This window comes from Mycobacterium sp. IS-1742, from assembly GCF_001500125.1.
Lineage (GTDB): Bacteria > Actinomycetota > Actinomycetes > Mycobacteriales > Mycobacteriaceae > Mycobacterium.
Window position 1 is genome coordinate 185,264 of record NZ_LQIV01000042.1, and the last position, 13,487, is coordinate 198,750.

Below are 13,487 nucleotides of genomic sequence, written 5' to 3' on the forward strand. Positions count from 1 at the left end.
CGTTCACATCTCGAACAGCTGCTGACCCAGGTACCCCCCTTCGCGCACACCCGGGAGGATCGCGAACACCGCCGACCCGATCGGAGTGATCCACGGGTTGAGCGCATCGGCGTCGGACAGGCGCTGTTGAGCCGGTACGAACTGTGAGGCCGGATCACGCTGGTAGGCCAGAAACAGCAGTCCGCTGTCGGAGATCTCACCGTCCGATGGCGTGTCGTCGTAGTTGTACGGGCGGCGGAGGAACTGTTCGCCCGCCGAGCGATGTCGGGCGAGCGCGATGTGCGAGTTCTCCGGGATCACGGGGATTCCGTTGACCGCTGCGGTGAAATCGGGTTCGTCGTGCTCGCGCGAACCGGTCAGCGGCGCGCCGTCGCGGAGTCTGCGGCCGACGAACATCTCCTTGGAGTGCCGGTCCACCTCGTCCCAGGTGTCCATCTGGGCGCGGATCCGCCGCAGCACCAAGACCGTGCCGCCCGCGAACCACGGTTGGTCCCCGCCCGACGACCACACGTGATCGTCCAGGGCGGCGTCGTCGAGGGTGACCGTCCCGTCCACCTGGCCCATGACGTTGCGCATCGACGAACCCGCCGGGTTGCGGTGACCGCGCTGAATCCAGCGGATGGTGGTCATCGTGCGCACGTTCTTGGTGAGCACCCGGCAGGCGTGGCTGATCGTGAGGAGGTTGTCAGCGCACAGCTGCACCAGCAATTGACCGCCACACCAGCGCGATTCGAGACGGTCCACGGCGAAGTGCGGCAGCGGCCTCAGCGCGGTGGGCCGATACGCGCTCAGCCCCACGGTGTCGAACAGGTCCGGGCCGTAGCCGACCGTGACGGTGAGCCTTGCCGGGTCGGCGGCGAGTTCGGGTTCGGTGTCGGCGAGCGCAGGAAGCCCCTGGGTCAGACGCGCGACGTCCTCGCTCCACAACCTCATGATCGACCGCAGCGTCGTACGGTCGGCATGACCGGGGCGCAGGTCCAGCGCGATCAGCGTCGTGTAAGCCTGCGGGCGCGTGGCGATACCGGCCTGGTGCACGCCGTGAAACGGCTCCGTGGCGACGGCAGGCGGCCGCAGACCGCGGGCGCCCGCCGTCGCGGTGAACCCCACCCCGGCGATGCCCGCGGCCGCCCGTCCGGCGCCGAGCAGCGTGCGCCTGCTGATCCGGTCACCCATGGTGGCCCCTGCCGTAATGTTCCTCGGCACCGGGGAACTCGCGAACCTGAGCGGTGATCGGCAGTGTCGAACCGTCGGCGAACGTCGCGGTGATGTCGACGTCCGATCCGGGCGTCAGCGGCGCAGTCAGGTCCATCAGCATCAGGTGGTCCCCGCCGGGCGCCAGATGGATGTCCGCGCGGGCGGGCAGGGTGATTCCACCCTGCTTCGGTTGCATCGACGGCACGTCGCCGCCGCGGACCACCTCGTGCAACTCGACGCGCCCGGCCGCCGAGGTGCTCGCCGAGGTCATGCGCACCTCCCGGTCGGCGTCGTTGCTCAATTGCGCGAACGCGGCGGTCATCCCGCCATCGGCCGCTTTCACCCAGGCGTCGTGCACGCGCACGGCCGCGGCATCCGTCGCGGGTTGCCCAGCACCCGAACACCCGGCGAGCACGGCGGCGACGAGTGTCCACGCCACGAGCGCCGCCCTCATCGCGAACCTCCGCCGGCGTTGCGCCGCTGCGCGAATCCGATCGCGGCGTCGACGGCGACAAAGGCGAGCAGGCTGAGCCCGAGCAACGGGACGAACCATCCGACCGCCACGGCAGCACACACCAGCACCACCACCGCCGCGGGCGAGACGCCGCGCAGCACACCACGTGTGGGCGGTCGTCCGGCCGTCCCGCCGCCGCGGGTGGGTCGCCTGCGCCACCACATCAGGTAACCGCGCACGATGACCGTCACCAGCGCGGCCGCCAGCACCGCCAGGCCCACCTGGCTGACCAGACCGAACAGCAGACCCATGTGCAGCTGGATCCCCCAGGCGGACAGCTTCGCGGCCAGCGGCCAGTCGGCGAACCACGAGGTGTCGGTCACCTGCCCGGTCGATCCGTCGACGGCGACGGCGTTGGTCGACATCACCCACGGCTCGCGGGTCTGGGCGACCGTGAACGCGGTGTCGGCGCCCGCCGGGATCGACACCTCCACGTGGCCTGCGACACCGGCGTCCCGGGCCACGCGCAGCACGCGGTCCACCTCGTCGACCCGCGGCGCATCGCCGCCGGGAGTGACGTGGCCGTCGTGGTGCCCATGCCCCGGCGCGCCGACGGCCGTCGACACCGTCGGCGTGGTCCACGACAGCGCTGTCCGCAGTGCGGCGATGTTGTCACCGGCGTAATGCGACCAGGTCAGTCCGGTCGCGGACAGGAACAGTAGGCCGGCGGCGATCCACAGGCCCACGGCACCGTGCCAGTGGAGTGTGCGGGTGCGGCCCCGCGCCGCGCGGTCGACGGTGAGCAACCGCCTCCCGCGCCGGCCCCTGGCCCACCACAGGCCCACGCCCGCCAGCGTGATCACCCACAACCACGAGGCGGCCAGTTCGCTGTACACCCGTCCCGGTTCGCCCAGGTGCAGGCTGCGGTGCAACTGGTCGATCCAGGTGCGGACCGGCAGTGCGCCGCTGCTGCCGTAGACGGGGAGGTCACCGATCGGCTGCGCGGTCGCCGGGTCGACGAACACCGCGCGGCGCTCGGATTCACCGAGTGCGGGGTCGTCGAACAGGACACGCGTGGTCTCACCCGATTCCCCGGCGGGGCGGACGGCGGTGACCGTCAGGTCGGGGCGCAGAGCCTGGGCGGCCCGGATCTGCTCGGCGACCGGACGCCAGTCACCGGAGGTGGTGACGTGCAGATGGTCGCGGTAGACGAACTGCTCGATCGACGGCGCGATCGCGTACAGGCCGCCACTGACGGCGGCGATCATCAGGAACGGGCCGACGAACACGCCGGCGTAGAAGTGCAGTCGGCGCAGCAGCGCGGCGAACGCGGAAGGGTCGGATTGTCGGGGTGCGGGAGGGTCGAGGCGACCCTCGGGTGTGGTCGTCATGCGTGAAGTGCTTTCGTCCGAGGTGGGTGGCGCGAACGATCACGCGCCACGGAACGTCGGCGCGCGGCACATGGCGCCGACGGGGCGCGCCCGCGGATGACGCAGGCGTGGGAGTGTGGTGCGGCCTCAGCCGCCGAACGACACCGCCGACGGCGGAGCCCGCATCCCCAGCCCGGAACGAAGCAGAACTTGTTGCACGACAATCGATGTCGTGCGGTGGCGGCGTGGCGCCGCCGGGCGTCCCCGGTGTACCAGGGTGAGCATCAGCCAGCACAGGACCGATGCGCAGACCCGGTACAGGTGGCCGACGAGACCGATGAGCAGACCGAGCACGACGGCCGCGAGTGCGTGGGCGAACGCCATGGGCGCCGACGGCATCACCTCGTGGCCGCCGTGGTGACCGGCGGACACCGCCAGCACCACGTGCGTGAGGAGTTGTCCCACACCGACCGCGGTGATCAGCCCGGCGACACGCGCTCGGCCGTCGGCGCCTGCGAGGGCGCCGACCGCCGAGCAGACGAGCGCGACGAGCACCAGGGTCGGACCCGTGGGCACGTCGCCTCCGGCCAGGGCGTGGGCGGCCATGGCGACCAGACCCGAGCACGCACCGACCAGTACGCCGCACAGGGCGCCGGCGCGAGAGGTCACCGTGCTCACGGGCGAACCTTACCGCCCGGGCGCGGAGCTACTTCCAGTGCTTACCGCCGTGGTGAACGTCCCAGGGCCCGTGTCCGGGGTTCCAGTGTCCCCACGGCGTCCAGTCGACCCAGCCCGGTCCCGACACGCACGCGCTCCAGATCCAGCCGTCCCAGCAGAGGCCGGGGTCGTCGTCGGCTTGGGCGCTACCGGCCCCGGTCAGTGCGATTCCCGTCGACACCACAAGCGTGGCCACGGTGACGAGGAGTTTCTTCATGGCTCACACCTCCTCAAGGTGTGCGCCCAGTTTACGCCGGACGGTCCGTCGGCTCACTAACGTGAACGGCTATGAACAGTTTTCAGGCGTTGGTCGCGCGCCAGTCCGAAGACGGGATCGACCTGGCGGTCGACACCCTCGAGGAGTCCGCGCTGCCGCCGGGCGAGGTGACCATCCGGGTGCACTACTCGAGCGTGAATTTCAAGGACGCGTTGGCCGTGACGCCCAACGGCGGTGTGGTGCGCGACTATCCGATCGTTCCCGGCATCGACCTCACCGGTGAGGTGGTGGCCTCACGGAGCGACGAGTTCGGTGTGGGCGACCTGGTGCTGGCGCACGGCTATGACATCGGCACCGGCAAGCACGGCGGGTACGCGGAGTTCGCCCGCCTTCCCGCGGACCAGGTCGTGGCGCTGGGCCCCCTGAGCCCGCACGAGGGCGCGGCGATCGGCACCGCGGGCTTCACCGCCGCGATGAGCGTCGAGGCCCTCACCGGGCGCGGCATCGGCCCCGATGACGGGTCGATCGTGGTGACCGGCGCGAGCGGGGGCGTCGGATCGGTCAGCGTGGACCTGCTCTCGGCGCTCGGCTACCACGTCGTCGCCTCGACCGGGAAGTCCGACAAGGCGGATCTGCTGCGCACGCTCGGCGCGGCCGAGGTCATCGGCCGGCTCCCGGAGGATCCGGACGCCAAGCCGCGACCGCTGGGCAAGGCGCGCTGGGCGGGTGGGTTGGACTGTGTCGGCGGCGCCACCCTCGCCGACGTGTTGAGCACCCTCGCGTACGGCGGTGCGGTCGCCGCCAGCGGGCTGACCGGTGGCCCGGGGCTGAACACGACGGTGCTGCCGTTCATCCTGCGCGGCGCGGCGCTGCTCGGCATGGACTCGGTGCAGCTGCCGATCGCACCGCGGCGCGAGTTGTGGGCCAAGCTGGGCGGACCCCTCAAACCACGACACCTCGCCGATCTCTCCCACGACGTCGACGTGAAGGACGTCGCGGAGGTGATCGACGAGGTGCGCGCCGGCCGGTATTCCGGCCGGGCAGTGGTACGGGTGGCCGGCGGCTTCTGACGCCGCCGGCCCTTCGGGCTCAGCCCAGCAGCACGCGCTGCAGGTCGGGCTTCATCTGCTGCAGCTGCTGACCCCAGTACTGCCAGGTGTGCGTGCCGCCGGCCGGGAAGTTGAAGACCCCGTTCTGACCGCCGGCGGCGATGTAGCGCTCCTGGAAGGTGATGTTGGTGCGCAGCGTCAGGCTCTCCAGGAACTCCTGGGGCAGGCCGGCGCCGCCGAGCTCGCCCGGCTTGCCGTTGCCGCAGTAGACCCAGATGCGGGTGCCGTTGGCGACGATCTTGTCGATGTTGACCATCGGGTCGTTGCGCAGCCACGCCTCGCTGCCGCCCGGCCCCCACATCGGCTCGCTCTTGAAACCACCGGCATCGCCCATCGCCAGGTTCACCAGGAACGGCCACCAGCCCTCGGACAGGTTGAGGAAGCCCGACAGCGAGGCCGCGTAGATGAACTGCTGCGGGTGGTAGATCGAGAGCACCAGCGACGCCGAGCCGGCCATCGACAGGCCCACCGCGGCGCTACCGGTCGGCTTGACGTCCCGGTTGGCCGCCAGCCAGTTCGGCAGCTCCGAGGTCAGGAACGTCTCCCATTTGTAGGTCTGGCAGCCGGCCTTGCCGCACGCCGGGGCATACCAGTCGGTATAGAAGCTCGACTGTCCGCCGACCGGCATCACCACCGACAGGCCCGAGTCGAGGTACCACTCGAAGGCCTGGGTCTCGATGTCCCAGCCGTTGAAGTCCTCACGGGCGCGCAGGCCGTCCAGCAGGTAGACCGCAGGAGATCCGGGGCCACCGCTCTGGAACTGGACCTTGATGTCGCGTCCCATCGACGGTGAGGGGACCATCAGGTACTCGACCGGCAGTCCCGGCCGCGAGAACGCCCCCGCGAGTGCCGAACCGCCGGTCAGGCCGATCACGCCGGGAAGCAACGCCGCCACGACGGCGGCCACCGCGAATCGGCGTGCCCAATGGCCTCGAATCTTGTCAACGATCGTCATGAAGCAATCCATCCATCTTCCGGTTACCGCGTATCACGCTCGACCCAGCGGACACAGTCGCCATTGGCACCGCAGCGTTTTTCTGCACTGCGTTGTCCGCGCCCGCTCCACTGACCGTGCGGCAGAGAGCGGACCGAGAGATTCAGTTGTTGCGCCACTGAGTAAAACATGGGCCATTAACCGAGAAAACCCCATAAACGTGCAGGCAGCGCGCCCGCCCGGGGAATTGCGAACGAAGCACTGCTCCGAAGCGCCTCGTCCAACGCCGCGTCACCTGCGCAAACGGTTAATGTCTGGGCCCATGCCGAGGCCTCGATCGTCCGGCGGCGGACGGCTTTCCGTCGACGACTGGATACGTCAGGGTTACGTGATCGTTGCCGAGGAGGGCCTGGCCGCGCTCAAGGTCGACCGCCTCTGCGACCGTTTGGGCGTCACCAAGGGCAGCTTCTACTGGCACTTCGACGATATGCCTGCCTACCGCGCCGCGCTGGTCGAGCAGTGGGGACGGATGCGCGACGACGACCGCAGGCGGTGGGACGCCATGGCCGGGCTGCCGCCGCGGGAACGCCTGTCGCAGATGATGTCCGAACTGGTCAGCGCGCCGCACTGGACCAGGGAACGCGCGATGCGGGAATGGGCGCGCAGCGACCGGGCCGTCGCCGCGAGCGTGCGCGCGGCCGACCGGGCGCTGGTGGCGAAACTGCGCCAGGCGCTGCTCGACGACGGGTTCGACGCGGAGGACGCGGATCTGCGGGCGAACGCCATCTTCGCCGCGGGGGTCGGCTTCATCCATCTGTCCGGTCGCGTTCCCGAGGCGGGGCAGCGCGCCCGGCACGAGCGGTTCCTGGGACTCATGCTGCGGCACTGAGCCCGCTTTCCATACTAAAAAGTACGGTAGGGTCCCGCGCATGAGTCCCGACTTCGTGGCCCACCTCGCCGCCCGGGCGCACGAGGCCGAACAGTTGCGTCGCCTGCCCCAGGCCACGGTGGACGAGCTGATCGCCTCGACGCTGACCGATCTGCTGGTGCCCGCCCGCTTCGGCGGACAGGAGGCCGCCTACCCGGAGATCCTCGGGCCGGTGCGGAAGATGGCGCACGGCTGCGCCTCGAGCGCCTGGACCATCGGCTTTTACATCCTGCACAACTGGCTGCTCGCGTTGTTCGACGAACAGGCCCAGGCCGAGGCGTTCGCGGACCGGCCGTTCCTCGCACCGGCACCACTGGCACCCACCGGCCGTGGCCGCCCCGACGGCGACGGAGTGCGGTTGAGCGGGCGGTGGTCGTGGGCCACCGGGGTGATGCACGGCAACTGGATCATGGTGGGCGCGCTGTGCGGACCCGACGACGGTATCTATCCCGCACTCGCCCTGCTTCCGATCGCCGACGTCGCCGTCGAGGACGTCTGGCACACCGACGGCATGCGGGCCACCGGCTCCAACGACGTGGTGATCACCGACGCGTTCGTTCCGGGGCACCGCCTGGTCCGCGTGACCGACATCTACGCGGGCACCGCGCCCGGCGCCGCACTGCACGACTCGGCGACCTACCGCTGGCCGATGGTGCCCGCGTTGGCGTTCCTGGCCGCGATGCCGGCACTCGGCAGCGCCGAACGGGTCGCCGAGATATACACCGAACGCCTCGGCGAACGCGTGCTCGCCTACGAGGGCGTGCGGCAGAAGGACAAACCGCTCGCCCAGGCCCGGCTCGCGGAGGCCGAGGTGCGGCTGCGCGCGCTGCGGGCGTTGCTCGATGACACCGTCGACGGCATCGAGACGCTGGTGCGCGCCGGCGACACGGTGCCGCTGACCGTCCGGGCCCGGGCCCGGCTGGCCGCCGCGCACATCGTGCACGAATCCCGGGCGGTCATCGGAATGCTGCTGGCGGCCTCGGGTGCGAGCGCCCATTTCGTGACGAATCCGCTGCAGCGCGCCCGACGCGACGTCGACGTGCTCGCCGGTCATGTCATCTTCGATTACGACACCAGCCGTGAACTGGCGGGCGCGCTGTCGATCGGCGCACAGCTCCCTCCGTTCGCGATGGTGTGACGACCGACGACCGACAAGGAGCACCCCGATGACCGGACTGCGTGACACGGTGACCCACACGTTCCAGAAGCGCATCGCCAACCCGGTGATGCGCCGGCTGCCGTTCCAGACACTGCTCGAGACCACCGGCCGCACGTCAGGTCGGCCGCGTCGAACACCACTGGGCGGCAGGCGGGTCGGCGATCAGTTCTGGTTCGTCTCCGAGTTCGGCGAACGATCGCAGTACATCCGCAACATCAAGGCCGACCCGCACGTGCGGGTGCGGCTGCGCGGCCGTTGGCATTCCGGCGTCGCCCACCTGATGCCGGACGACGATCCGCATGCCCGGTTGCGAGAACTCCCCCAGTTCAACAGCTTCGGTGTCCGCACGTTCGGCACCGACCTGCTCACGGTGCGGGTGGACCTGACCGACTGAGTCGGGCCAGACCGGCCAGGTTGCGCAACGAGTTGTCGAGGTGGTCCTGACCGAAGGGCGGGAACGTGATCTGCTCCCGCAGGTCGGCGGGTACGGCCGACCAGTCGTAGGTCAGCGTCACCTCGGTGCGGGCGGCACCCACCGCCGCGAGATCGTACCGCCAGAACCAGCCGCCGAATTCGAGTTCGTGGCCGTTGCGTTGGCCCGTCTCCCATGCGATGACACGGGGTGGGTCGAACGCGATCACCCTGTTCGCCGTCCGGTAGTGGCCGTCCGGAGGTCTGTCGAAGTACATCGCCATCTCGAAGATCTGCCCCTGGGCGGTCAGCGGGGCGCGGTCGAGCGGTTCCCGCACCCATCCCGTGCCGTCGACCGCTGCATGGGATGCGGGGTCGGCGAGCACCGCGAACACCGCGTCCACGGGGGCGTCGACGGTTGTCCTCGCGGTCATCACGTCATTCGGCATTCGCCCACTCCTCGTTCGTGGTGTCGTGTGAAGGAGAAGACCGCGTGGGGTTCCGGAAGTCATCGGAGGCCCTTGTGCCGACCGGAAGATAAAAGTAACGTCAGTTTTAGTTTGTCACCGCTGCCCATGAACAGTCACGGGAGACTCCGATGGAATCGTTCGTTCACCTGCGCAAAGGCAAGACGCCGCGACGGCCGCACGCCGACCTCGACGGCCAGAAAGACGACGAACTCGGCCGCGGCGGGTTCACCGGACGCACCGCCAACATGTACCGGCGCAACGATCCCACCGCGTTCCGCACCGTCGGACCGCTGCGGCCCCTCGACGTGCTGAGCGACCAACTCAAGCCGGCGGACGCCACCGACGCCGACGGCGCGCCGCTGTTGATGTTCTCCAACGCCGACTGCCGGGTTCTGCTGTCCCGGCGCGCCGACGAGATGCCGTACTTCGCCCGCTATGTCGACGGCGACCTCCTGTCGTTCGTCCACACCGGTTCGGGTCTGCTCGAGACCGAGTTCGGCCCGTTGCGCTACCGCGCCGGCGACTGGGTCTACATCCCGAAGGCATGCACCTTCCGGCAGATCCCCGACGCCGAGACCACGCTGCTGATGATCCAGTCCACCGACGAGTTCCGGGTCCCGCCGCCCGGTCCGCTCGGCCGCCACTTCCCCTTCGACCCGACCCAGGCCGCCATCCCCGACCCGGAACCCCTCGACGACGGCGTCGGTCCACGGGTCGACGGCGAGTACGAGGTGCGGCTCTTTCACGAGGGCGGCCCCACATCGCTGTTCTACCAACACCATCCGCTCGACGTCGAAGGCTGGCGCGGTGACAACTTCGCCTTCACGTTCAACATCGAGGACTACCACGTCGTCACCTCCGACAGCGTGCACCTGCCCGCCACCGCGCACCTGTTCATGCAGGCCACCGGGGTGTACGTGATGAACTTCCTGCCGAAGCCGGCCGAAGGTGTGCCCGGTACCGAGCGCACACCGTGGTATCACCGCAACGTCGACTACGACGAGATCGCGTTCTTCCACGGCGGCACGCTGTACGGCATCCCGATGCCGCCGGGACTCATCTCCCACGCTCCTCAGGGTGTGCACCACGGTGCTCCGGAGAAGGCGCGGGAACGCGCGCGCCGCAAATTCGACGAGTACCAGCGGGTGGACTGGCAGGTGATCGCCGTCGACACCCGCAGGCGGCTTATTCCCTCACCCGAGGTGCTCGCCAACGACCTGGGGCAGCACTCGTGACGACGGCGATCAGGTACGAATACGACCGCATCCCGTATCTCGTTGCCTACCAGAACACTTCGGGGGTGCGCGACGTCTACGGTGGTGTCGCCGAACTGGTCGTGCTGGAGAGCCATCTGCTGCGGCCGCGAAACAAACCGTCGGACACCGTGCTGGTGTTCATGCATCCGATCGGCGGTGGCGCGTATCTGCCGATGATGAACGCGCTGGCCAAGGCCGGCCACCACGTCATCTACTGCAACAGCCGTTTTCGCGGAACCGATTCGGCGTTGCTCATGGAAAAGGTCGTCGAAGACCTCGGCGAGGCGGTCAAAGATGCCAAGAACCGGCTGGGTTACTCCAAGGTGGTACTCGCCGGGTGGAGCGGCGGCGGGTCGCTGTCGGTGTTCTACCAGCAGCAGGCGCAGCATCCCACCGTGACCGCGAGCCCGTCCGGCGACGGACCCGACCTCACCCGGCTCGGTCTGATCCCGGCCGACGGCATCATGCTGCTGGCCGCCCACATCAGCCGCCACGGCACGCTGACCGAATGGCTCGACGCCTCGATCCTGGACGAGTCGGATCCGACCGACCGCGACCCCGAACTCGACCTGTACAACCCCGACAACCCCAACCAACCGCCCTACACACCCGAGTTCCTCGAGCGCTACCGTGCCGCCCAGATCGCGCGGAACCGGCGAATCACGGCGTGGGTCAAGGACAACTGGCCGAGCTCAGGGCGAGTGGCCGGCCGGATGACGAGTTCGCGTTCGTCGTGCACGGCACCATGGCCGACCCCCGCTGGCTGGACCCGAACGTCGATCCCAACGACCGCAAGCCCGGCACCTGCTACCTCGGTGACCCGCGGGTGGTGAACATGGGCCCGGTCGGGCTGGCCCGGTTCTGCACGCTGCGCAGCTGGCTGTCGCAGTGGAGCTACGACGACGCGAACGGTGACGCGGTCAAGGCCGGCCCCGACATCGCGGTGCCCGCGCTGGTGATCGGCAACCTTGCCGATGACGCCTGCACCCCGAGCCACACCCGGCGACTGTTCGAGGCGATCGGACATCCCGACAAGGAGATGCACGAGATCGCCGGAGCGAACCACTACTACTCCGGGTCCGATCAGCGTGAGACGCTGCGGGAGGCGGTCGGTATCTGCACGGATTGGTTGCACCGCCACGGATTCTTCTCGGAGGGCGAATGACGGCAGGCGCGCTGGACGGTATCCGGGTCATCGAGGTCGGCACGCTGATCTCGGGCCCGTTCGCCGGTCGGTTGCTCGGCGACATGGGCGCCGAGGTGCTCAAGATCGAACCGCCAGGGGCGCCGGATCCGTTGCGCACCTGGGGTCAGGCCGAACTCGACGGCCACCGCTTCTTCTGGACCGTGCACGCCCGCAACAAGAAGGCGATCACGCTCGATCTGCGCACGCCGCGCGGCCGGGACCTCTTCCTCGACCTCGTCGAACAGTCCGACGTCATTGTCGAGAACTTCCGGCCGGGCACCCTCGAACGCTGGGACCTCGGCTACGACGTCCTCAGTGCGCGCAACGAGGGCATCATCCTGGTGCGGGTGTCCGGTTACGGCCAGACCGGGCCGGATGCGCACCGCGCCGGCTACGCGTCGGTCGCCGAGGCCGCCAGCGGCCTGCGCCACCTCAACGGGTTCCCGGGCGGCCCGCCGCCGCGGCTGGCCCTCTCGCTCGGCGACAGTCTCGCCGGGATGTTCGCCGCGCAGGGCGCGCTGGCGGCGCTGTACCGGCGCACCGTCACCGGAAAGGGCCAGGTGGTCGACACCGCCCTCACCGAATCCTGTCTGGCGGTGCAGGAGTCGACGATCCCCGACTACGACGTCGGCGGCGTAGTGCGCGGACCGTCGGGCACCCGGCTCGAGGGCATCGCCCCGTCGAACATCTACCGCACCGCGGACGGCAGCTGGGTCGTCATCGCGGCCAACCAGGACACCGTGTTCCGTCGGTTGTGCACCGCGATGGGGCAACCCGAACTGGCCACCGACGGCCGGTTCGCCGACCACGGTGCGCGGGGCCGCAATCAGGACGAACTCGACAAGATCATCGGCGACTGGGCGGCGGAACGGCAGCCCGGCGACATCATCGAGACCCTGTCGGCGGCCGGGGTCATCGCGGGACCGATCAACACCGTCGCCGAGGTGGTCGACGACCCGCAACTGCAGGCGCGCGGCATGATCGCCGAGCACTTCGATGAGAGGGTCGACCGTGTCGTGCTCGGGCCGGGCATCGTTCCGGTGCTCTCGGAATCGCCGGGCGGCATCCGCAACGCGGGACCCGCGCGGCCGGGTCAACACAACGACGAGGTCTATGCCGGGATCCTGGGCAAGACCGCCGACGAACTGGCCGAACTCCGGTCCGAGGGGGTGCTGTGAGCACATTGCCCGCCAAGGTCGACATCCGCGAGGTTTCGCTGCGCGACGGCCTGCAGATCGAGACACCGATTCCGTTGTCGGCCAAGCTCGAACTGCTCGAAGCGGTGGTGGCGACCGGTGTCCGCGAGATCGAGGCCACCGCGTTCGTCTCGCCGTCGAAGGTGCCCGCACTCGCCGACGCGGCCGAACTCGCCGCTGAACTCGGCCGATTCGACCAGGTCGAGTTCTCGGCTCTGGTGGCCAGCCCGAACGGCGCCAAACGAGCCATCGCGGCGGGCCTGCGTTCGCTCGAGTACGTGGTGTCGGCCGCCGACGGCCACAGCCGCGCCAACGTCGGGCGGTCCAGCGCGGAGTCGGTCGCGGCCATCCCCGACATCGTCGCGATCGCCCACGACAGCGGCGCCACCGTCGAGGTGATCATCGCGACCGCATGGGACTGCCCGTTCGACGGACCGACACCGCCGCAGCGTGTCGTCGAGATCGTCGACGCGGCAGTCGGATTCGGTGCCGACCGGTTGGCGGTAGCCGACACCATCGGCACGGCGACGCCGCGGCGCGTCAGCGATCTCGTCGCGCTGGTGCGTCCCCGCATCGGCGACCTGCCGCTCGGCGCCCACTTCCACAACACCCGCGGCGCCGGGCTCGCCAGCGCGTACGCCGCAATCCAGGCCGGGATCACCCGCCTCGACGCCTCGGTGGGCGGTCTGGGCGGCTGCCCCTTCGCACCCGGAGCGAGCGGCAACATCGCCACCGAGGATCTGGTCTACCTGTTGCGCGACAGCGGTATCGACAGCGACGTCGACCTGCAGAGCGCCATCGCCGCCGCCGGCGTCGCCCGCACGGTCGTCGGACACGACCTGCCCAGCGCGCTGCTGCGCGCCGGGGACCGGATCACCGGCTGAGC

14 protein-coding genes and 1 pseudogene are annotated in these 13,487 nt (G+C 69.6%); 8 read left to right on the forward strand and 7 right to left on the reverse strand.

The window, feature by feature from the left end; all coding sequences use genetic code 11:
- Positions 1-3 precede the first annotated feature (3 nt).
- From AU196_RS21460 to AU196_RS21480, 5 genes are all read right to left on the reverse strand, one after another.
- On the reverse strand, positions 4-1,173 hold the full coding sequence (locus tag AU196_RS21460; protein ID WP_059097087.1) for a Dyp-type peroxidase: 1,170 nt from the start codon (positions 1,171-1,173) through the stop codon (positions 4-6).
- Positions 1,166-1,648 carry a copper chaperone PCu(A)C gene (locus AU196_RS21465; RefSeq protein ID WP_059097088.1) on the reverse strand — a complete coding sequence of 161 codons (483 nt, stop codon included), beginning with the start codon at positions 1,646-1,648 and terminating at the stop codon, positions 1,166-1,168. Before AU196_RS21465 ends, AU196_RS21460 begins: the two co-directional genes overlap by 8 nt.
- Positions 1,645-3,039 carry a PepSY-associated TM helix domain-containing protein gene (locus tag AU196_RS21470; RefSeq protein WP_059097089.1) on the reverse strand — a complete coding sequence of 465 codons (1,395 nt, stop codon included), beginning with the start codon at positions 3,037-3,039 and terminating at the stop codon, positions 1,645-1,647. Before AU196_RS21470 ends, AU196_RS21465 begins: the two co-directional genes overlap by 4 nt.
- A gap of 126 nt (positions 3,040-3,165) precedes the next feature.
- Positions 3,166-3,687, reverse strand: coding sequence for a hypothetical protein (locus tag AU196_RS21475; RefSeq protein WP_059097169.1), 522 nt, complete (start codon positions 3,685-3,687; stop codon positions 3,166-3,168).
- 37 nt (positions 3,688-3,724) lie between these two features.
- On the reverse strand, positions 3,725-3,952 hold the full coding sequence (locus AU196_RS21480) for a hypothetical protein (protein WP_059097090.1): 228 nt from the start codon (positions 3,950-3,952) through the stop codon (positions 3,725-3,727).
- 71 nt (positions 3,953-4,023) lie between these two features.
- On the opposite strand from AU196_RS21480, the gene AU196_RS21485 reads away from it, so the two are divergent.
- The gene (locus AU196_RS21485; RefSeq protein ID WP_059097091.1) at positions 4,024-5,022 is read left to right on the forward strand and encodes an acrylyl-CoA reductase family protein; all 999 of its coding nucleotides are present in this window, start codon (positions 4,024-4,026) and stop codon (positions 5,020-5,022) included.
- 19 nt (positions 5,023-5,041) lie between these two features.
- Here the strand turns inward: AU196_RS21485 and AU196_RS21490 are convergent, their stop codons facing one another.
- A complete protein-coding gene (locus AU196_RS21490) occupies positions 5,042-6,016 on the reverse strand; it encodes an esterase family protein (protein WP_059097170.1) in 975 nt (324 codons plus the stop codon).
- Positions 6,017-6,317: 301 nt separating this feature from the next.
- Between AU196_RS21490 and AU196_RS21495 the strand changes: the two genes are divergently transcribed.
- From AU196_RS21495 to AU196_RS21505, 3 genes are read left to right on the forward strand one after another with little or no spacing between them, the layout of a single operon-like run.
- On the forward strand, positions 6,318-6,884 hold the full coding sequence (locus AU196_RS21495) for a TetR/AcrR family transcriptional regulator (protein WP_059097092.1): 567 nt from the start codon (positions 6,318-6,320) through the stop codon (positions 6,882-6,884).
- A gap of 40 nt (positions 6,885-6,924) precedes the next feature.
- Positions 6,925-8,061 (forward strand): acyl-CoA dehydrogenase family protein, encoded by a 1,137-nt coding sequence (locus tag AU196_RS21500; RefSeq protein WP_059097093.1) that lies wholly within the window; start codon positions 6,925-6,927, stop codon positions 8,059-8,061.
- Between the two features lie 28 nt (positions 8,062-8,089).
- Entirely contained in the window at positions 8,090-8,476 is a 387-nt protein-coding gene (locus AU196_RS21505; protein WP_059097094.1) for a nitroreductase/quinone reductase family protein, read from the forward strand.
- Here AU196_RS21505 and AU196_RS21510 read toward each other — a convergent pair.
- Positions 8,448-8,942 (reverse strand): SRPBCC family protein, encoded by a 495-nt coding sequence (locus tag AU196_RS21510; protein WP_059097095.1) that lies wholly within the window; start codon positions 8,940-8,942, stop codon positions 8,448-8,450. The two genes, AU196_RS21505 and AU196_RS21510, sit on opposite strands and share 29 nt — an antisense overlap.
- A 149-nt stretch (positions 8,943-9,091) precedes the next feature.
- Between AU196_RS21510 and AU196_RS21515 the strand changes: the two genes are divergently transcribed.
- From AU196_RS21515 to AU196_RS21530, 4 genes and pseudogenes are all read left to right on the forward strand, one after another.
- A complete protein-coding gene (locus AU196_RS21515) occupies positions 9,092-10,198 on the forward strand; it encodes a homogentisate 1,2-dioxygenase (RefSeq protein ID WP_059097096.1) in 1,107 nt (368 codons plus the stop codon).
- Positions 10,195-11,384, forward strand: a pseudogene (locus AU196_RS21520) (alpha/beta hydrolase). Before AU196_RS21515 ends, AU196_RS21520 begins: the two are co-directional and overlap by 4 nt.
- The gene (locus AU196_RS21525) at positions 11,381-12,583 is read left to right on the forward strand and encodes a CaiB/BaiF CoA transferase family protein (protein ID WP_059097097.1); all 1,203 of its coding nucleotides are present in this window, start codon (positions 11,381-11,383) and stop codon (positions 12,581-12,583) included. Before AU196_RS21520 ends, AU196_RS21525 begins: the two are co-directional and overlap by 4 nt.
- A complete protein-coding gene (locus AU196_RS21530; protein WP_059097098.1) occupies positions 12,580-13,485 on the forward strand; it encodes a hydroxymethylglutaryl-CoA lyase in 906 nt (301 codons plus the stop codon). The genes AU196_RS21525 and AU196_RS21530 overlap by 4 nt, the downstream gene beginning before the upstream one ends.
- Positions 13,486-13,487 lie beyond the last annotated feature (2 nt).

What these genes read in the sequence shown, in the direction of transcription:
- AU196_RS21460 (WP_059097087.1), bottom strand. Translation starts at nt 1,173, where the DNA reads ATGGGTGACCGGATCAGCAGGCGCACGCTGCTCGGCGCCGGACGGGCG.
- AU196_RS21500 (WP_059097093.1), top strand. Translation starts at nt 6,925, where the DNA reads ATGAGTCCCGACTTCGTGGCCCACCTCGCCGCCCGGGCGCACGAGGCC.
- AU196_RS21470 (WP_059097089.1), bottom strand. Translation starts at nt 3,039, where the DNA reads ATGACGACCACACCCGAGGGTCGCCTCGACCCTCCCGCACCCCGACAA.
- AU196_RS21490 (WP_059097170.1), bottom strand. Translation starts at nt 6,016, where the DNA reads ATGACGATCGTTGACAAGATTCGAGGCCATTGGGCACGCCGATTCGCG.
- AU196_RS21485 (WP_059097091.1), top strand. Translation starts at nt 4,024, where the DNA reads ATGAACAGTTTTCAGGCGTTGGTCGCGCGCCAGTCCGAAGACGGGATC.
- AU196_RS21525 (WP_059097097.1), top strand. Translation starts at nt 11,381, where the DNA reads ATGACGGCAGGCGCGCTGGACGGTATCCGGGTCATCGAGGTCGGCACG.
- AU196_RS21465 (WP_059097088.1), bottom strand. Translation starts at nt 1,648, where the DNA reads ATGAGGGCGGCGCTCGTGGCGTGGACACTCGTCGCCGCCGTGCTCGCC.
- AU196_RS21510 (WP_059097095.1), bottom strand. Translation starts at nt 8,942, where the DNA reads ATGCCGAATGACGTGATGACCGCGAGGACAACCGTCGACGCCCCCGTG.
- AU196_RS21480 (WP_059097090.1), bottom strand. Translation starts at nt 3,952, where the DNA reads ATGAAGAAACTCCTCGTCACCGTGGCCACGCTTGTGGTGTCGACGGGA.
- AU196_RS21495 (WP_059097092.1), top strand. Translation starts at nt 6,318, where the DNA reads ATGCCGAGGCCTCGATCGTCCGGCGGCGGACGGCTTTCCGTCGACGAC.
- AU196_RS21505 (WP_059097094.1), top strand. Translation starts at nt 8,090, where the DNA reads ATGACCGGACTGCGTGACACGGTGACCCACACGTTCCAGAAGCGCATC.
- AU196_RS21515 (WP_059097096.1), top strand. Translation starts at nt 9,092, where the DNA reads ATGGAATCGTTCGTTCACCTGCGCAAAGGCAAGACGCCGCGACGGCCG.